The sequence below is a fragment of the Hamadaea sp. NPDC050747 genome (genome assembly GCF_040654195.1).
GTDB lineage: Bacteria > Actinomycetota > Actinomycetes > Mycobacteriales > Micromonosporaceae > Hamadaea.
This window is the reverse complement of record NZ_JBFAHM010000014.1, coordinates 36,885-54,412: the sequence shown is the minus strand read 5'-3', so window position 1 is coordinate 54,412 and position 17,528 is coordinate 36,885. Positions and strand designations below refer to the sequence as shown.

Here is a 17,528-nt window from a genome sequence, read left to right as displayed (position 1 = left end):
TAATGGTCCGGCAGAATGACGAGCATGTTGGAGACCTCCGCCCGCCTGCTTCGTCTGCTCTCCCTGCTGCAGACCCCCCGCGAATGGACCGGCAACGAACTCGCCGACCGCCTCGAAGTGAGCACCCGGACCGTTCGCAACGACGTCGACCGGCTGCGCTCGCTGGGTTATCCGGTGCACGCGACGCGGGGCGCGATCGGCGGCTACCGGCTCGGCGCGGGCGCCGATCTCCCGCCGCTGCTCCTCGACGACGAAGAGGCCGTCGCGGTGGCGGTCGGACTGCGTACGGCGGCGACCGGATCGGTCTCCGGCATCGAGGAGACCGCGTTACGGGCGCTGGCCAAGCTGGAGCAGGTGCTGCCGAGCCGATTGCGCCGCCGGGTCAACACCCTCCAGAGCTACACCGTCGCCGTCGGGCCGGAACAACGTGGTCCGCAAGTCGACGCCGGCGTGCTGACCGCCATCGCGAACGCCGCCCGCGACCACGAACGCCTGCGTTTCGACTACCGCTCGCACGACACCTCGGTCAGCCGGCGCGACGTCGAGCCCTATCGCCTCGTGACCTGGGGTCGCCGCTGGTACCTGGTCGCCTGGGATGTCGAACGGCACGACTGGCGCACCTTCCGGGTGGACCGTCTGGAGCCGAAGATCCCGACCGGGCCACGCTTCGCTCCCCGGCCGCTGCCGGCCGAGGATCTGGCGGCGTACGTGTCCCGCGGGGTCGGCACGGCGGCGTGGCGGTTCACCGCCCGGGTGATCATCCACGCGTCGGCCCAGGTTGTGGCCGAACGGTTGCCGGCCATGCTGGGCCAGGTCGAGGCGGTCGGTGAAGATCGCAGCGCGGTGACGCTGGGCGCGGACAACGTCGAGATGATGGCGGTGTGGCTGGGCGCGATCGGGCACGACTTCACGGTGGAGGACTCCCCCGAGCTGGTCGAGGAGCTGCGCAAGGTGGCCGCCCGCTACCAGCGGGCCACCGGGTGAGGCGGCTCAGGCGCGGCTGCGGCCGCGGCTCATCCGCAACCGGCGCAGCCGGTTGACCAGCACCGCGTCGTACGCCAATGCCTGCGGATCGTCCAGCAGCTTGTTGAGCAGCTGGTAATACCGGGTCGCGCTGACCTCGAAGGTCTCCCGGATCGCCTGCTCCTTTGCCCCGGCGTGCTTCCACCACTGCCGTTCGAAGGCCAGGATGGCCTGGTCCCGCTCGGACAAGGTGACCCGCTGCGTCGGGATCGGACGCGCGGGCAGATCCGAGTCGAGGAAGTCGTCGGACTCCTCGGCTCCGGATGCAGACTCTTCACGTTGGGAGGGAATTATGGCTTGCTGGTGGACGTCCAGTTCCGCCATTTATCGACCTCCGCCGTTATCCTGAGCACGTTCGCCCAGTCTAACGGGGAAATCAAGCGACGTCGCGGGCGCGGATCTGCCACATGGCCGCACCCACCAAGGCGACCAGCCCCACGCCGAAGATGGAGCCCGCTCGCTGCCAGGTGAGGATGAGCTCCTGCGGCTGGCAGGCACCGGTGCTGAAGTCACAGCTGGTCTGGTCGTAGAGCGTGACCGAGCCGTTCATCCAGGCCTGGAGATAGTTGCCCACGAAGAACATCTCCGGATAGCGGACCTTCGCCATGAAGAGCAGGATCGTGAGGCCGAACTGGGTGACGACGATCAGCGCGATCAGGACGCCCATCGCGACCGCCGTACGCCGGCCGAGCGACGCCAGGACGAAGCCGAAGATCGCCCCGGCCGCCACCACGCCGAGTCCACGGAGCCCGGTAAGGGCGAAGGACTGCCAGGTGCCCGAGGTCATTCCGGCCGTGGTGCCCCGGAAGACCGCTGTGACCCACATCGCCGCCGTCCACAGTGCTCCGAGGACCAGCGACCACCCGGTGAGCACACCGATCAGCACGCCCAGCTTCGTGGCGAGGACGCGTACGCGCCGGGGCTGCCAGGTCAGCAGGTTCATCATCGAGCCACTGCTCCACTCGGCCCCGATGGACGACGCGCCGACGATGAGAGCGACGAACGCCATGATCATCGCCCACACCGTGATCATCTCGCGGAACGACGCCTTGAAGTCGAACGTGCTCGGCATGTAGTACTCGGCGCGGAAGTATTCACGCTGCGGCCCTTGACAGGCCTCCGCCGGAACCCGGCCCGCCTTGACCTCGTCCTCGCAGTCCTGCTTGTGCCTGTTCCAGTCCTCAAGAGACCGCTGGTACTCCTGCTCCGCCTGGGCTACTGCGGCGGCCCGGGTCGCCTCGCTCACCTTCTGGTTGCTGAACCAGGTGCCGCCCGCGATGAGACCGAGCAGGATCAACCCGATGGCCAGCATGACCACCGTGACGCGGCGCTTGTGCAGGCGGCGGCGCTCGGCGCGGACGAGACTCATGCGGTCACCTCGGAGGTCGGAGCGACGACGGACTGATCCACCTGCCGGTGCTGACCGGCGACCGGCGCGGTGCCGGTGAGCTGGAGGAAGACGCTCTCCAGGTCGGCCACCACCGGGGAGAGCTCACTGACGAACAGGTCTCGGGCGGCGAGCGTACGCGTGATCTCGGCCGGCTTGGCGATCCCGGCGACGAGCAGATGATCGGGGTGGGCCGTGACCCGTCCGCCCACGTCGGTCAACGCCGCGCCAGCCGTCGCGAGATCAGCCGGCGACTCCAGGCGTACCAAAACCTGACCGGTGGAGTGCGCGGCGAGCACCTGCGCCACGGACCCGGCGGTGACGCGGCGGCCGCGCGAGATGATCGTGACGCTGTCACAGATCTGTTCGACCTCGTTGAGGATGTGGCTGGACAGCACCACGGTCATGCCGCCCGCGGCGAGGCCCCGCATGAGGTCGCGCATCTCACGGATGCCACCGGGGTCGAGGCCGTTGGCCGGCTCGTCCAGGATGAGCAGGCGCGGCTGCTTGAGCAGCGCCGACGCCACCGCGAGCCGCTGCTTCATGCCCAGCGAGTACGCCTTCACCTTGTCCTTGGCACGGTCGCGCAGCCCGACGAGTTCCAGCACCTCGTCGACCCGGGTCTGCGGCACGTTCCCGGCGTCGGCGAGCAGGCTCAGCGTGTCGCGCGCGGAGAAGTGCCCGAAGAACTGTGGACTCTCGACGATGGCTCCGACCTCGCCGATCACGGCGGGCAGATCGTCGGGCACCGGCCGGCCGAGGACGCGCATCTCGCCGCCGTTGGCCTTGATCAGGCCGAGCAGCGTCCGCAGCGTCGTGGTCTTCCCCGAACCGTTGGGGCCGAGGAAGCCGTGCACCTCACCGGCCTCGACGACCATGTCGAAGCCGTCCAGGGCGGTACGCGACCCGCCGAACAGCCCGCGGTAGGTCTTGTGAAGCCCGTGGATCTCGAGTACGGGAGCCATGCGGGGACAGTACAGCGCATTACGAGATACCGCTGTCCCGTGGCGCGCGCCCGGCGTTTCCCGGCTTTTCGTGCGTCGTTCGGCGCTGGATCAGGGTTCTGGGTCGAATCTTGGCGAGAATACGACCGAGATCCCTGATCCAGCGGGTTCGGCGGCGGGACCGGCGGGCCGGCGGGGGCCGGGGGTTCAGGCGACGATGACGGTGAGGCCGGCGTGCCGGAAGCCCTCGATCAGGTCGGGGTCGGCGCTCGAGTCGGTGACCAGGGTTTCGATCCGGTCGACCGAGCAGATCCGGGCGAACGCGTGCCCGCCGAGCTTCGAGGCGTCGGCGATGATGACGACCCGTTTGGCCCGTGCCACCATCAGCGAGTTCATCGCGGCCTCGCCTTCGTGGTGGGCCGCCGCGCCGAGGGTGACGTCGAGCGCGTCCACGCCGAGGAGCGCCACGTCGAGGGTGACCTCGCGCAGGATGCCGCCGCCGAGCGGGCCGACCAGCTCGAACGACTGCGGGCGGACGACACCGCCGGTGACCACGATCTTCATCCGGGAGCGGACGAGCAGTTCGTTGGCGATGTTGAGGGCGTTGGTGACCACGGTCAGCTGCGCGTCGTCCGCGCCTGAGGCGAGATCTGGGCGTACGGCGAGCGCGCGCGCCACCTCGGTCGTGGTGGTGCCGCCGTTGAGACCGACGACCATCCCCGGACTCACCAACGCGGCGGCGGCCGCCCCGATCCGCTGCTTCTCCTCGGAGTGCTTGGCCGTCTTGTAGCGCAGCGGCAGGTCGTACGAGACGCCGTTGGCGACCGCACCACCGCGCGTACGCGTGATCATCTGCTGTTGGGCGAGCTGATCGAAGTCGCGCCGGATGGTCGCCTGCGAGACGTCGAGGCGTTCGGCCGCTTCCTCCACCGTGACCCGGCCCGACTCGGTCAGCAGCTCCAACAGCGAGTTCCAGCGCGCGTAGCGGTCCACCGGTCGCCTCCTGCGCGTTTGGTGAGTAGTTTCGTGCACAGTAATGCTCGATACTCCCGGATGCAAAGCGCGGACCTGCGCGAAGTCCGGCGCGGCTTGCGGCCGGTTCGCCGTCTCGCGCACAATGTCGCTCGAAACTTCGCTCTATCGAGCCAATTTGAGCAAAGGTGGGTTCATGGCGTACGTCGATGAGGAGATCGCCAGCCAGCCGTCGTCCTGGCGGCGAGCGGCCGACCTCGCCGGGGAGGCGGCCGATGTGCTGCCCCGCCCGGGTGAGCGGGTCGCCGTCGTGGGCTGCGGCACCTCGTGGTTCATGGCGATGGCGTACGCCGGACTCCGGGAGGCCGCCGGACTGGGCGAGACGGACGCCTTCGCCGGTTCGGAGTTCCCGTTGAGCCGCCCGTACGACCGGATCGTGGCGATCACCCGATCTGGGACGACGACGGAGATCCTCGACCTCATCGCGGCGACGTCGGTGCCGACGACGGCGATCGTCGGCGACCCGGACTCGCCCGCCGTGACGGCGGCGGACGAGACGGTCCTGCTCCCTTGGGCGGACGAGAAGTCGGTGGTGCAGACGAGGTTCGCGACCAGCGCTCTCGCGCTGTTCCGCGCTCATCTCGGCGCCGATCTCAGCGCCGCGATCGCCGACGCCGAGCACACGGTGACCGCCGAGCTGCCGCTGGACCCGGCCGCCACCGAGCAGGTGACCTTCGTCGGCCGCGGCTGGACCGTCGGCCTGGCCCAGGAGGCCGCCCTGAAGTGCCGGGAGGCCGCCGCGTTCTGGACCGAGGCGTACCCGGCGATGGACTTCCGGCACGGCCCGATCTCGATCTCCGCGCCGGGCCGGGCCGTCTGGGCGTTCGGCGAGGTCCCGGTCGGTCTCGAAGCCGACGTCGCCCGAACCGGCGCGACCTTCGTGCACGCCGACCGGGGAGGCCCCGGCCGAGCCGCCGGGAGTGCGGTCAGCCGGGATCCCATGGCGGACCTGATCCTGGCCCAGCGTTTCGCCGTGGCGCTCGCCCGGCACAAGGGACTGGACCCCGACACTCCCCGGAACCTCACCCGATCGGTGATCCTGGAACCGTGAGCGAGAACTTCCCCGCCGGATCCCCGGCCGACGCGCAGGTCGTCATCGCCGTCGACGTGGGCGGCACCGGCATCAAGTGCGCCCTGGTCACCCCGGACCATCAGGTCGTGCACTCGGAACGGCACGCGACCGGGGCCGACCGGGGCGCGGAGGCGGTCGTCGAGACGATCCTGAGCGTGGTCGAAGGCCTGGCCGCCAAGGCGGTCGCGGACGACCTCGTCCCGGTGGCCGTGGGCATCTGCATCCCGGGCGTCGTCGACGAGGCCGACGGCGTCATCCGGTACGCCGCGAACACCGGCGGCATGCGCAACGTGCCGCTGCGCGACCTCGCGACCGCCCGCGTCGGGCTGCCCGTACGCGTCGGGCACGACGTGCGTACGGGTGGGCTGGCCGAGGCGACGCTGGGCGCCGGCGCCGGTTACGACCAGGTGCTCTTCATCCCCATCGGCACCGGGATCGCCGCCGCGCACATCGTCGGCGGCAAGGTGCTGGCGGGCGGCCACTGGGGCGCGGGCGAGATCGGGCACATCATCGTCCGGCCGGGCGGCCCGGTCTGCGGATGCGGCCAGCGGGGCTGTCTGGAAGCCATGGCCTCCGCGTCGGCGGTCGGGCGGCGCTACTCCGAACGCGTCGGTGTGACGGCGTCGGCCCGCGAGGTCGCTTCGCAGGCGGCCGCCGGGGATCCCGTCGCAGCCGAGGTGTGGGCCGAGACGGTCGACGCACTCGCCGACGCGCTGCTCACCGCGCAGGCCCTGTACGACCCGTCGCTCGTCATCATCGGCGGCGGCCTGGCCGAAGCCGGTGAGCAGCTGCTCGGCCCGCTCCGGCAGGCGTTGCGGGACCGCATCGCGTTCTTCACCGAACCCGAGATCGTCCGGGCGCGCCTCGGCGACGAGGCGGGCTGCCTCGGCGCGGCCCTGCTCGCGCTGACGGTCGCCGAGTTCGACCACCCCACCGACCCCGCGGTGCTGACCCCCCTGGAGGCCGAGCTGTGACCCGGTTGAGCGGCAAGATCGTCACCCCGTCCGGCGTCGTCACCGGCTCGCTGAGCGTCGAGGACGGCCGCATCGCCGCCATCACGCCTGGCAAGGCGGACACCGAGCAGTGGATCGTCCCGGGTTTCGTCGACATCCACACTCACGGGGGCGGGGGGCACACGTTCACGACCGGTGACGCCGACGCCGCCCGGAAGGTGGCCGCCTTCCACCGGGGGCACGGCACGACAACCCTGCTCGCCAGCCTGGTCAGCAGCCCGTTCGAGCTGATGCGGGACGCGACCGTGGCGTACCGGCCGCTCGTCGAGGAAGGTGTGCTCGGCGGGATCCATTTCGAGGGGCCCTACCTGGCCGAGCTGCGCTGCGGTGCGCAGAATCCGGCGTACCTGCGGGATCCGTCTCCTGCGGAGATCATCGAGCTGATCAAGCTCGGCGAGGGCGCGGTCCGGATGATGACGATCGCACCGGAGCGGACGGGTGCGCTCGACGCCATCCGCCTGCTGGTCGCGGAGGGGGTCGTGGCCGCTCTCGGGCACACCGACGCCTCCTACGAGCAGTCGCTCGAGGGGATCGCCGCCGGCGCCACCGTCGCCACCCACCTCTTCAACGGCATGCGCCCCATCCACCACCGGGAACCCGGACCGATCCTGGCCCTGCTGGGCTCGGCCCAGATCGCGGTGGAACTGGTCGCCGACGGTTTCCACCTGCACGACGGGACGCTCGCGTTCGCTGCGCGTACGGCGGGTCCGGATCGGACGCTGCTGGTCACCGACGCGATGACCGCCGCGGGCATGCCCGACGGCGAGTACGAACTGGGCGGCCAGGCGGTCGTCGTGGCCGGCCGGGTCGCCCGGCTCGCGCGCGACGGGTCCATCGCCGGGTCCACGCTCACCATGGACGCGGCCTTCCGCCAGGCCGTCGGAGCCGGTCTTTCGATCTCCGATGTGGTACGCGCGACGAGCACGACCCCGGCGGCCGTCCTCGGTCTCGACGGCGACCGCGGTTCGCTGGAGGTCGGCAAGCGCGCCGACGTCGTCACGCTGTCGCCGTCCTTCGAGGTGACCTCGGTGGTGACCGCATGAGTGTCACGAGCACGGCTGAGCTGGTGGCCGGGGCTGCGGCGAGCGGCACCGGGGTCGCCGCGTTCAACGTGATCACCCTGGAGCACGCCGAGGCGATCGTCTCGGGAGCGGAGGCCGCCAGACGGCCGGTGATCCTGCAGATCAGCGAGAACGCCGTGAAGTTCCACCACGGCCGGGTCGGCCCGATCGCCGCCGCGACCCTGGCGGTCGCCCGGGACGCGGCCGTGCCGTGCGCGCTGCATCTCGATCACGTCGAGTCGGTCGAGCTGCTCAAACAGGCTCCGCAGCACGGCTTCAGCAGCGTGATGTTCGACGCCTCGGCGTTGTCCTATGCGGACAATGTGGCCGCGACGCGGTCGGCCGCCGAGTTCGGCCACGCGCACGGGCTGTGGGTGGAGTCGGAGCTGGGCAAGGTCGGCGGCAAGAACGGTGAGGCCCCACTGTCGGCGCACGCGCCGGGGGCGCGGACTTCTCCGGCGGACGCGACCGCATACGTGGCGGCCACCGGGGTGGACGGGCTCGCCGTCGCCGTCGGCTCCTCGCACGCGATGACCAGCCGGGACGCCGCCCTCGACCACGACCTGATCGCTTCCTTGCGGACGGCCGTCGACGTGCCGCTGGTGCTGCACGGCTCGTCCGGCGTCGGCGACGACGAGCTACGCCGGGCGGTCACGGGCGGCCTCGTGAAGATCAACATCGGCACGGCGTTGAACATCGCCTTCACCGGAGCGGTCCGGCCGATCCTCGACGGGGACGCCAAACTGGTCGACCCCCGGAAGTACCTGAAGCCGGCGCGGGCCGCGATGGCCGATACCGTCGCCGCCTTCCTCACCCTCCTGGGCTAGCTTTCGCGCTGGATCAGGGATCTGGGTCGAATCTTGGCTCAAGATTCGACGGGGATCCCTGATCCGGTGGGAACGGCAAGGCCTAGGCGGCGCCAAGGGATGCGGGCATAGAGGCGGGCGAGGAAGAGGCCCAGGAAAACGGCCGCGATGTCGTCGGTGAGCCAGTGGTACGACACGAAGATCGTCGTCACGAAGACGATGATCGGCGGGGCGATCAGCAGGAAGCGGCGTACGCCGGTGGGCACCGGACGGCCGAGCACGATCGCCAGCAGCGTCAGAATGGCCGGCCACCACACGAAGGTGTTCACGATGTGCCCGGACGGGTAGGACCGGGCGTAGTCGGCGAGATCGTTGAAGAACTGGACGGCGATTTCCGGCGGATACAGCGTCGAACTCGGCGCGTCTCGTTCCGACCAGATCTTCAGCGGACCCGCCCCGAAGCCCGCCAGCAGGTAGGCCGCCACTCCCGGCAGCACCACCTGCCATTTGCGCGTACGCACGAGCGCGATGAGCGTGAGTCCACCGGTCAGCACGTCGGTCAGCACCCAGCCCTGGCCGAAGTGGTTCAGGACGATGCCGACGCCCCGCGCCCAGGTCGGGTCGTGATCCATGCACCACGCCCGGATCGCCAGGTCGAGATCATCGGTGACCCCGGTGGCGGCCAGCCAGGTGGTCAGGGCCAGCGCTGCCAGCAGCAGGCCGTCCCACCACCAGGAACGCCACCGGGGGGAGATCATCCGCCCAAACTACAGGAGGCGTCCGATCGCCTGATAGATCTCGTCGATGCGTACGCCCGAGTTGGGGCAGCCGCCGAAGTGGTGCAGTGCGATCACCTTGTTCGTGGCCCGGGAGATCACCGGCGAGCCGGACGAGCCGCCCTCGGTGTCGCAGTAGTACGACGCGTCGGTGTCCGTGTCGTACCCGTCGTACGCCGGGTCGACGATCTGGCAGTTGCCCGGCCGGTCGGAGTCGCTGGACGCGGCGATCGCGGTCGGCTCACCGGCCGGGTTCTGCGGGATGTAGACCTGCTCGCCCTTGGCCGGGGCGCGCACGTCGAACTGCAGATAGCCGTACTGCTGCACGGCGGCGAAGTCGTCGACGGTGAACAGGGTGTAGTCCAGGCGCTTGTCGGTGGCCAGCACGTGCGCGGCCCACACCTTGGTCGGCTTGAACACCTCGTACCCGCCGCACCGGGCGCAGGCGTAGTTGAACCACACTTCCGTGTCGGCCGCCTCGGCGTCGGTGGTGAAGCAGTGATGGTTGGTGATCATCCGGTTGTCCGGGCCGACCCGCCACGCGGTGCACAGCTCGGTGCCCTTGATCAAGAGCCGGGCGACCGCCTTGGAGCGCTGGTACATGACCGGGTCGGTGGTCTTGTAGCAGACCGCGTCGGCCTTGTCGTCGCCGCCGCAGACGCTCTCCTCCCGCCCGTTCCGCGCCAGCTCCCGCTTGCGATCGTCGTCGGCCTTCTTCTTCGCGGCCCGCTCGGTGGCGGTCATGCCCCGGGCGACCTTGTCGACGGTCACACCCAGCCGCGCCAGGTCTCCCCGGAGTCCGAGGACGTCGTCGGCCAGGTGCAGACGGACGACCGCGGTGTCGCCAGTGATCGACATCGCCCACTTGCCGCCGGACCCGTCCACGAGCGAGCTGACCGTGTCGGTCACTCCCTCGAGCAGCCTTCCGTCGTACCGCTGGACTTCGCCGCCGTCCGGCCGGGAGACGGTCAGGTAGTCGCCGGGCAGCAACGCCAACCGGGTGAAGTGGACCTTCACGTAGTCGGCGCCGGGATAGCGGAAGGTCGCGTCCTTCCGCGTACCCACATAGCCGAGAATGGTCCGCGCGGCCTCGACCTTGCCGGTCTCCTCGGCCCCCACGGACCAGATCTGCTGCTGGGGCTGGTCGTCCGGGCGCAGCACGTGCGCGGCGGTCGCGGTGCCCGCCGCCAGCACGGCCGCCAGGCCTAGAGCGAGAGCCAGGGTACGTCGCATTCATCGCCTCCTGCAGGGGTGGCCGGCTTCACGGGATGTGCAACGAGCCACGATCTACTCGCGACGCGTGCGCCGATCCAGGAGGATGGTCGGGTGCGGATCACCTCGGCCCTTGTCGACCCGGCCCTCCTCGAGCTGCCCTGGCCCACGCCGCTCGAGGACTGGCCGGCGGACCACCTCGTGGCGCTGCCCCAGGGCATCTCCCGGCACGTCGTGCGGTTCGTCCGGCTCGACGGCACCGTGTACGCCGCCAAGGAGACCCGCGAACGGATCGCCGAGCGGGAGTACGACCTGCTCCGCGCGCTCGAACGGCTGGGCGCCCCGGCGGTGGAGGCGGTCGCGATCGTGGCCGACCGGGTGGCCGCCGACGGCGAGCATCTGGAGCCGGTCCTGGTGACCCGGCATCTCCAGTTCTCCCTGCCCTACCGGGCGGTCTTCTCGCACACGCTGCGGCCGGAGACGATGAACCGGCTGCTCGACGCGCTGGCGGCGCTGCTGGTCCGGCTGCACCTGCTGGGCTTCTTCTGGGGCGACTGCTCGCTGTCGAACACGCTGTTCCGCCGGGACGCGGGCGCGTTCGCGGCGTACCTGGTCGACGCGGAGACCGGTGCGCTGCACCTGCGGTTGTCCAACGGCCAGCGCGACGAGGACCTCGAGATCGCCCGGACGAACATCTTCGGCGAGTCGCTGGACCTGCAGGCTGCCGGGCTCCTTCACGAGGCGATCGACCCCGAGCAGGTCTCCGACGAGGTCGTCCGGCGCTACGAGACCCTGTGGCACGAGCTGACCCACGAGGAGAAGGTCGAGAAGGACACCCGGCGGAACATGGAGCGGCGCATCCGCCGGCTCAACGAGATGGGCTTCGACGTCGAGGAGGTCTCGATGTCGGTTGTGGACAGCCAGGTGCACATCCGGCCCAAGGTCGTCGACGCCGGTCACCACACTCGCCGTCTGCTGCGCCTGACCGGCCTGGACGCCGAGGAGAACCAGGCCCGGCGGCTGCTCAACGACCTGGACGCGTACCGGGCCGAGTCGGACCTCGCCGACGAGTCACAGGCGGCGCACCGCTGGCTCACCGAGGTCTTCGAGCCCGTCGTCCGCGCGGTCCCACCCGCGCTGCGGCGCAAGCTGGAGCCGCCGGAGTTGTTCGTCCAGATCATCGAGCACCGGTTCCATCTGTCCGAGAAGGCGGGCCGCGACGTCGGCCTGGCCCCGGCCGTCCAGTCGTTCCTCAACGACGTGCTGGTCCACCGACCGGACGAGCAGGCCATCCTCGGCTACGACGCCGACGACGACGAGCCCGCCGAGGAGACCGTTTCGCCTGAGTTGTAAGGCCGGTCCGGCGGACCCCGGCCGGGCGACACGACCGGTGACAGATGTCACAGCCTCCCCGGGTTCCGCGACCCCGGTCGGTAGCCTGGCCTGCGCGTTCATCCCCTCGGCGGTCCCCATCCGCCGGCCGAACGCAGCGGACCGACCCCGGGGGTTCCCCCCACCGACGATGGCGAGGAACCCTCGTGACGCGACGACGCAAGCTCTGGCTCGCCGCCGCCCTCGGTGCTGTGCTCAGCACGATCCTCATCGTCGCTCCCGCCCCCGCCTCGACCGGGAGGAGCGACCCGGCGGCGAGCGCCGCCGTCACCGCGTTGGTGCGTACCGGGCGGGCCGCGGTGCCCGACGGCTTCGCCGCAGTCATGGGCTACACCCCCGTCACCGCCACGCTCGCCGACGGCGAGGTACGCACGATCAACCCGAACGGCTCCTGCTCGGTCCCCGGGCAGGGCCGTCCGTTCGCCTTCGCCACCGCCTGCAAGGCCCACGACTTCGGCTACGACCTGCTCCGGTACGCCGAGCGCCGGGGCGAGCCGCTCGGGGTGGAAGCGCGTACGGCGATCGACTCCCGGCTCGTCGCCGATCTGCGTACGCAGTGTGAACAGACCACTACCGGTTCGGAGTACGCCGGCTGCCAGGCGACCGTCGACGTCTTCGCCGCCGGAGTCGGCTTCAACTCGTGGCGGCAGATGTCGGGACCGCCGGTCGACACCGCCGGCCTCGTGCGTACGGCCGGACTGGTGCTGCTGGGCCTCCTGTTGATCACCTTCCCCGCCCGTCGCCGCGTCCGTCGCGTCTGGCGGCGTACCCGCAAGATCTTGATCTATCAGCGAGCCACCGCGACCGCGTGACCGATCGGGTCTTCCGGCCCCGCCGCGAGCCGCAACAACCGGCTGAGCCCGGCCCGGGTGGCGATGACCGTGAGCCGGTCGAGCGGTTCCAGCCGGCGTGCCGCCGACGGTGACCAGATCGGGCGGGGCTCGGCTGACTGCACTCCTGGCGGCTCGGCCGAGAGCCTCCCCGGCGCCGCGTTGAGAGCGATCACGCGGGCCTCGCCGTCCGAGCCGATCTCGCCGATGGTGCGGCCGTCCAACCGGGACCGAGGCGCGATCGGCAGCTCGGCGACGAGCAGGACTCGGCGGCCGATCGGAATGGTCGCGAGCACCTCTCGTTCGAGCAGCGAGGCCGCGAAGGCCGGCGCGGCGAGCGCGGACACGCTGCGGGAAGTGCCGATGCTGAAGGTGCGTTGCAGGCGCTCGGCGAAGTCGGTGTCGAACAGCCGCACCACGATCTTGAGTCCGGGTCGCAGCGCACGGCCACCGAGCGCCGCCTCCAGGTTGACGACGTCGTCGGTGGAGACGATGACCAGCGCGGAGCAGGTCGTGACCGAGGCGGTCCGCAGCGTCTCCTCCCGGCTGGCGTCGCCGATGATCAGCGGAATGTCCAGCTCACGGGCGAGCGCGACACCCCGCGCATCCGGGTTCTTGTCGATGGCGACGACGGATACGCCCAGATCGTGCAGCGACCGGATCACCCGCGTGCCCACGTTGCCCAGCCCGACCACCACGACGTGGTTCTCGCGAGGCGTCAGCAGGCGTCCCGAGGAGACCGCGAGCCGCGTGTTGACCAGGCCTTCGACCACCGTCGCGGTGAGCAGCGGCACGAGGGCCATCCCGGCGACCGTGACGACGAGCTGGCTGATCTGCACCGCGGTGCTGTCGCTGGCGTCGGCTCCGGAGAACGCTGTGAGCAGGGTCTTGTAGATCCCGACCCAGACGCCCTCGTCGCTGCTGACCGCCAAGCTCACCCCACCGGCCAGCAGCACGCCGAAGGTCACCGCCAAGGCGATGCGCAGCGACCGGCTGACCGACTGCCGCAGGTTGCGGACGAGTGGGCCGACGCTCCACGGCCGGGTCTTCCGCTTCGGCCTCCCGCGCCCGTGCCCGTTGGTCTGCCGTTCCCCGTGCGCCACGGCGAGCACGACATCCGTGGGACCGGGCACGTCGATGTCGGGCAGCACGTCGGGTGCACCGTCCGGGCCGGTCCGCGACAGGTCGCAGATCACGTCGTTCGGGGCGACGTCCGCCCGGGACGCGGCGTAGAGCGTACGGCCGGAGAGGCGGAAGTAGGTGGGCGCGCCGTCGCCCAACGCCGCCTGGACGAAGGCCGGGGCGGCGATGGCGGAGTCCGAGATGATCGCGCAGTCCCGGAACAACTGGCGTACGCGCAGGCCCAGGCTCAGGTTGAACATCCGGATCACGATCCGCAGCCGGCCGTTGATCTCCTCGGCCCGCATGGCGGCGTGGATATTGCCGACGTCGTCCTGTTCGGTCAAGGCCAACCCGGCCGCCTCCCGAATCCCGGCGCTGATGAAGGCCCGGTCGTCGAGACGGTCAGCGGTCACCACGCGTACGCCGGCGAGATCGGAGAAGTCCCGGCCGGTGCGCTTCTGCGCCGGGGTCATCACCACGGTGACCTGGGCGCCGTACCGCTGGACCAGCTCCTCGACGAGCCGATAGGTCAACGCGTTCGCACCGCACACCACGAAGGTGTCGGCGTCACCGGCGCGGGCGGACGGCCGCAACGCGGCCAGCATTTTCGGTACGCCCCGGCTGAACGGGGGCAGGGAGGCTGAGGGGGCCACGCCCGCATCGTAGGGGTTGCGGCACAAGCCTCCGTCGGGTGTTACGTGCCCGTGCAGAACGATTTGCCCGACTTGGTCGTTGATTTTGTCGGACGACTGCACACGGACGTGCTTCGGTGCACCGGTCAGCAACGAATGGATGGACATGAACAAGTGGCTCTTCCGCGCCGTCGGCACCGTCGGCGTCGCGAGCGGTATCTGGTTGCTCGGCGGCGCCGCTGCGCACGCCCACGAGGCCACGGCAGCGCCCGTGACCGACCCCCAGGCCCTGCGCGGACTCCTGAACAACATCTTCTCGCCGACCAACGGCCTGTCGGACCTCGGAGTCTCCGTGGATCTGCCGGGCAACGGCGTCGACGCCGGCCTGGACGCGAACACGCCGCTGCAACTGCGGGCGAACGACGGGCGTACGGGTGTCACCGCACACCTTCCGCAGCGTCAGGACATCTTCCTCGGCGGCCGTCTGCCCGACCTGGCCCACTCGGTCCCGGCCGTGGCGATGCTCCCCGAGCGCACCGAAGGGCTGCCGGGGCTGTCGAACCTGACCGACGGCCTCACCGGTAGCGGCGGCGCCGGCGGGATCCTCGGTGGTCTCACCGGCTCCGGCGGTCCGCTGAACGTCGTCAACGGGCTCACCCGGGGCGGCCTCACCAGCGGCCTGACCGGCGGCGACGCCGCACCGGGCGGCAACCTGCTCGGGGGCCTCACCGGCGGTGGCGACTCGGGCGGCATCCTCGGCGGGCTCGCCGGCGGCAACCTGCTCGGCGGGCTGACCGGCGGCGACACCGCGCAGGCGGCCCGGCAGGCCCCGGTAGCCGGCCCCGACCAGTCCGACCCGTCGCAGTTCGACCCGTCGCAGTTCGACCCGTCGCAGTTCGACCCGGCCCAGTTCGACCCGTCGCAGTTCGACGCGGCCCAGTTCGGCGACGACCCGGCCGTGCAGACCTCGACCGGCAAGCCGGCCGACCTCGACCCGGCCATCGCCGACCAGCTCACCCAGGCCGGCCAGGATCTCGTGCCGATGATGATCGCGCAGGCCGCGGCCAACCTCGGCCCGGACGGCAGCCAGGCGCCCAGCCCGTTCGACCTGGACTGGGACCTCGGCGACGACTCGGCGGTCGGCGACGACGCCCTGCTCGGCGACGACCTCGGCGGGCTCGACCCGTCGCTGTTCTTCGCCGACAACCCGAACGTCGACGTCAAAATGGTCGCTCCGGAGAGCATCCCGGTCGTGGACGGCCTGCCGGTGGTCGGCCCGATCCTCGGCGACTCAGGGCTCGGCAAGCTCATCGTGGTCGGAAACCTGGCCCAGAAGCTGCCGGTCGTCGGCACCGTCCTCAACGGTCAGGGCCTGCCCAGCGTCGACAGCGTCCCGGTGGTCAACCAGCTGATGAGCCGCGGCCTGCTCAGCGACGGCCGCTCCGCCGGCCTCCCGGTCGTCGGCAGCGTGCCGATGGTCGGCGACCTGCTCGGCGGGGGCGCCGACGGCGTCCTCGGCGGGCTCACCGGCGGCGACTCCGGCGGCATCCTGGGTGGGCTCACGGGCAGCCTGGGTGGCGTCACCGGCGGCGACGCCCTGGGCGCGCTCGGCGGCAACCCGCTGGGCGGGGTCACCGGCGGTCTCCTCGGTGGTACGCAGGCGGAGCCGTTGAGCGCCCTCCCGGCACCGGGCATGACCACGGCCCGGCCCGTGTCGGCCGCCCCGACGGCGGTCACCCGCCTGGCGGCTCCGCAGGCGCACGCGGCCCGGCACACCGAGACCGACCGCCCGGTCGCCGGTGAGGACGTGGACTTCCCGTCGCGCGGCGAGTCGGGTCTGCCGGTCGTCGGCGCGCTGCCCGGCCTGTCCCTCGGGCGTACGCTGTCGCAGCTGCCGGTCGTGAGCGACCTGCCCATCGTCGGCTCGCTGCCGGTCGCCTCGGGTGTGCTGCGCAGCCTGCCGTTGGTCGGCACGGTGGCGAACCTGCTGCCGCTCGACTGACCGTCGAACAGGAGAACGGCCCCGGCGCGAGCGCCGGGGCCGTTCTGTTCACTGCTTGCTATACGTCAGATCCGCTGCTCGGTGGCGGCGTTGAAGACGTGGTGCTGGCCGACGCGCGGCTTGACGTAGACCGTCTGGCCCATGTCCGGCATGCTGCGCCGGTCGGTCTTCACGACGAACCGCTCGAGACCGCCGTTGATCTGGGCGTGGCCGTAGACGTTCGCCTCGGCGCCCAGGTCCTCGACCAGCTCGACCTCGATGGGCATGCCGCCCTCGCTGGCGCCGACGAGGTCGCAGTCCTCGGGACGGAAGCCGACGATGACCTGGCCGTCGCCGCCCTCGGCCCGCGCCGCCTCGACCTGCTCGCGGGTCAGCGGCAGGATCAGCGACGCGAAGACCGCGCCGGCGTCCGTGAGCTGGACCTTCTTGATGTTCATCGCCGGCGAGCCGATGAAGCCCGCGACGAAGACGTTGGACGGCCGGTCGTACAGCTCACGCGGGCTGGCGACCTGCTGGAGCACACCGTCGAGCATGACCGCGACCCGGTGGCCCATGGTCATGGCCTCGATCTGGTCGTGCGTGACGTAGACCGTGGTGATGCCGAGTTCCTTCTGGAGGCCGGCGATCTGCGAACGCGTCTGCACACGCAGCTTGGCGTCGAGGTTCGACAGCGGCTCGTCCATGAGGAAGACCTGCGGCTCCCGGACGATGGCGCGGCCCATCGCGACACGCTGCCGCTGACCACCGGACAGCGCCTTCGGCTTGCGGTTGAGGTAGTCCTCCAGCTGCAGCATCTGCGCGGCCTTCTTGACCCGGACGTCGATCTCCGACTTCGGGGTCTTGCGCAGCTTGAGCGCGAACGCCATGTTCTCGTACACCGTCATGTGCGGGTAGAGGGCGTAGTTCTGGAAGACCATCGCGATGTCGCGGGCCTTCGGCGGGAGGTTGGTGACCTCGCGGTCGTCGATGTAGATCGCGCCGGAGTCGACGTCTTCCAGACCGGCCAGCATCCGGAGGCTGGTGGACTTGCCACAGCCGGACGGGCCGACGAGGACGAGGAACTCGCCGTCGGCGATCTCGAGGTCGAGCCCGTCGACAGCGGGCTTCTGGCTGCCCGGGTAGACCCGGGAGGCCTTACGGTAGGAGACCGTAGCCATAAGGGGTGCTTCCTTTCACCGGCAGGAACGTGCCGGACGATCCGAGTAAAAGGCCCGGGCATACAAC

Annotated in this window: 16 protein-coding genes; 8 read left to right on the top strand and 8 right to left on the bottom strand. The window is 70.7% G+C overall.

Features of this window, described 5'->3' with window-relative positions:
- Nucleotides 1-24: 24 nt before the first annotated feature.
- Entirely contained in the window at nt 25-984 is a 960-nt protein-coding gene (locus AB0H43_RS30345) for a YafY family protein (RefSeq protein ID WP_360004916.1), read from the top strand.
- Between the two features lie 6 nt (nt 985-990).
- Here AB0H43_RS30345 and AB0H43_RS30340 read toward each other — a convergent pair whose 3' ends face one another.
- The 4 genes from AB0H43_RS30340 to AB0H43_RS30325 all read right to left on the bottom strand — a co-directional run bounded on the left by AB0H43_RS30340 (nt 991) and on the right by AB0H43_RS30325 (nt 4,347).
- A complete protein-coding gene (locus tag AB0H43_RS30340) occupies nt 991-1,347 on the bottom strand; it encodes a DUF3263 domain-containing protein (RefSeq protein ID WP_360004914.1) in 357 nt (118 codons plus the stop codon).
- Between the two features lie 52 nt (nt 1,348-1,399).
- Nucleotides 1,400-2,392, bottom strand: a complete 993-nt coding sequence (locus AB0H43_RS30335) for an ABC transporter permease subunit (RefSeq protein ID WP_360004912.1) — start codon at nt 2,390-2,392, stop codon at nt 1,400-1,402.
- Nucleotides 2,389-3,375 (bottom strand): ABC transporter ATP-binding protein, encoded by a 987-nt coding sequence (locus AB0H43_RS30330; protein ID WP_360004910.1) that lies wholly within the window; start codon nt 3,373-3,375, stop codon nt 2,389-2,391. Before AB0H43_RS30330 ends, AB0H43_RS30335 begins: the two co-directional genes overlap by 4 nt.
- 186 nt (nt 3,376-3,561) lie before the next feature.
- Nucleotides 3,562-4,347, bottom strand: coding sequence for a DeoR/GlpR family DNA-binding transcription regulator (locus AB0H43_RS30325; RefSeq protein WP_360004908.1), 786 nt, complete (start codon nt 4,345-4,347; stop codon nt 3,562-3,564).
- Between the two features lie 175 nt (nt 4,348-4,522).
- Here AB0H43_RS30325 and AB0H43_RS30320 point away from each other — a divergent pair, with 175 nt between their 5' ends.
- From AB0H43_RS30320 to AB0H43_RS30305, 4 genes are read left to right on the top strand one after another with little or no spacing between them, the layout of a single operon-like run.
- On the top strand, nt 4,523-5,437 hold the full coding sequence (locus AB0H43_RS30320; protein ID WP_360004906.1) for a sugar isomerase: 915 nt from the start codon (nt 4,523-4,525) through the stop codon (nt 5,435-5,437).
- The gene (locus AB0H43_RS30315; RefSeq protein WP_360004904.1) at nt 5,434-6,432 is read left to right on the top strand and encodes an ROK family protein; all 999 of its coding nucleotides are present in this window, start codon (nt 5,434-5,436) and stop codon (nt 6,430-6,432) included. Before AB0H43_RS30320 ends, AB0H43_RS30315 begins: the two co-directional genes overlap by 4 nt.
- A complete protein-coding gene (nagA, locus tag AB0H43_RS30310) occupies nt 6,429-7,514 on the top strand; it encodes an N-acetylglucosamine-6-phosphate deacetylase (protein WP_360004903.1) in 1,086 nt (361 codons plus the stop codon). Before AB0H43_RS30315 ends, nagA begins: the two co-directional genes overlap by 4 nt.
- Complete coding sequence (locus AB0H43_RS30305; protein WP_360004902.1) at nt 7,511-8,359, top strand: class II fructose-bisphosphate aldolase; 849 nt, start codon at nt 7,511-7,513, stop codon at nt 8,357-8,359. The genes nagA and AB0H43_RS30305 overlap by 4 nt, the downstream gene beginning before the upstream one ends.
- A 38-nt stretch (nt 8,360-8,397) precedes the next feature.
- Here AB0H43_RS30305 and AB0H43_RS30300 read toward each other — a convergent pair whose 3' ends face one another.
- Both AB0H43_RS30300 and AB0H43_RS30295 read right to left on the bottom strand, forming a co-directional pair.
- Nucleotides 8,398-9,096: a phosphatase PAP2 family protein gene (locus AB0H43_RS30300; RefSeq protein WP_360004900.1), complete on the bottom strand. Its 699-nt coding sequence runs from the start codon at nt 9,094-9,096 to the stop codon at nt 8,398-8,400.
- A gap of 9 nt (nt 9,097-9,105) precedes the next feature.
- Nucleotides 9,106-10,347: a serine protease gene (locus tag AB0H43_RS30295; protein ID WP_360004898.1), complete on the bottom strand. Its 1,242-nt coding sequence runs from the start codon at nt 10,345-10,347 to the stop codon at nt 9,106-9,108.
- 93 nt (nt 10,348-10,440) lie between these two features.
- Here AB0H43_RS30295 and AB0H43_RS30290 point away from each other — a divergent pair, with 93 nt between their 5' ends.
- Both AB0H43_RS30290 and AB0H43_RS30285 read left to right on the top strand, forming a co-directional pair.
- On the top strand, nt 10,441-11,679 hold the full coding sequence (locus tag AB0H43_RS30290; RefSeq protein WP_360004896.1) for a DUF4032 domain-containing protein: 1,239 nt from the start codon (nt 10,441-10,443) through the stop codon (nt 11,677-11,679).
- Nucleotides 11,680-11,864: 185 nt separating this feature from the next.
- Entirely contained in the window at nt 11,865-12,530 is a 666-nt protein-coding gene (locus AB0H43_RS30285) for a phospholipase A2 (RefSeq protein WP_360004894.1), read from the top strand.
- Here the strand turns inward: AB0H43_RS30285 and AB0H43_RS30280 are convergent.
- Entirely contained in the window at nt 12,506-14,323 is a 1,818-nt protein-coding gene (locus AB0H43_RS30280) for an NAD-binding protein (RefSeq protein WP_360004892.1), read from the bottom strand. The two genes, AB0H43_RS30285 and AB0H43_RS30280, sit on opposite strands and share 25 nt — an antisense overlap.
- A 145-nt stretch (nt 14,324-14,468) precedes the next feature.
- Here AB0H43_RS30280 and AB0H43_RS30275 point away from each other — a divergent pair, with 145 nt between their 5' ends.
- The gene (locus AB0H43_RS30275) at nt 14,469-16,304 is read left to right on the top strand and encodes a hypothetical protein (protein WP_360004890.1); all 1,836 of its coding nucleotides are present in this window, start codon (nt 14,469-14,471) and stop codon (nt 16,302-16,304) included.
- Nucleotides 16,305-16,369: 65 nt separating this feature from the next.
- Here AB0H43_RS30275 and ugpC read toward each other — a convergent pair whose 3' ends face one another.
- Nucleotides 16,370-17,461: a sn-glycerol-3-phosphate ABC transporter ATP-binding protein UgpC gene (gene ugpC / locus AB0H43_RS30270; RefSeq protein WP_360004888.1), complete on the bottom strand. Its 1,092-nt coding sequence runs from the start codon at nt 17,459-17,461 to the stop codon at nt 16,370-16,372.
- Between the last annotated feature and the right edge of the window lie 67 nt (nt 17,462-17,528).

What these genes read in the sequence shown, in the direction of transcription:
- AB0H43_RS30345 (WP_360004916.1), top strand. Translation starts at nt 25, where the DNA reads ATGTTGGAGACCTCCGCCCGCCTGCTTCGTCTGCTCTCCCTGCTGCAG.
- AB0H43_RS30340 (WP_360004914.1), bottom strand. Translation starts at nt 1,347, where the DNA reads ATGGCGGAACTGGACGTCCACCAGCAAGCCATAATTCCCTCCCAACGT.
- AB0H43_RS30335 (WP_360004912.1), bottom strand. Translation starts at nt 2,392, where the DNA reads ATGAGTCTCGTCCGCGCCGAGCGCCGCCGCCTGCACAAGCGCCGCGTC.
- AB0H43_RS30330 (WP_360004910.1), bottom strand. Translation starts at nt 3,375, where the DNA reads ATGGCTCCCGTACTCGAGATCCACGGGCTTCACAAGACCTACCGCGGG.
- AB0H43_RS30320 (WP_360004906.1), top strand. Translation starts at nt 4,523, where the DNA reads ATGGCGTACGTCGATGAGGAGATCGCCAGCCAGCCGTCGTCCTGGCGG.
- AB0H43_RS30305 (WP_360004902.1), top strand. Translation starts at nt 7,511, where the DNA reads ATGAGTGTCACGAGCACGGCTGAGCTGGTGGCCGGGGCTGCGGCGAGC.
- AB0H43_RS30300 (WP_360004900.1), bottom strand. Translation starts at nt 9,096, where the DNA reads ATGATCTCCCCCCGGTGGCGTTCCTGGTGGTGGGACGGCCTGCTGCTG.
- AB0H43_RS30295 (WP_360004898.1), bottom strand. Translation starts at nt 10,347, where the DNA reads ATGCGACGTACCCTGGCTCTCGCTCTAGGCCTGGCGGCCGTGCTGGCG.
- AB0H43_RS30275 (WP_360004890.1), top strand. Translation starts at nt 14,469, where the DNA reads ATGAACAAGTGGCTCTTCCGCGCCGTCGGCACCGTCGGCGTCGCGAGC.
- ugpC (WP_360004888.1), bottom strand. Translation starts at nt 17,461, where the DNA reads ATGGCTACGGTCTCCTACCGTAAGGCCTCCCGGGTCTACCCGGGCAGC.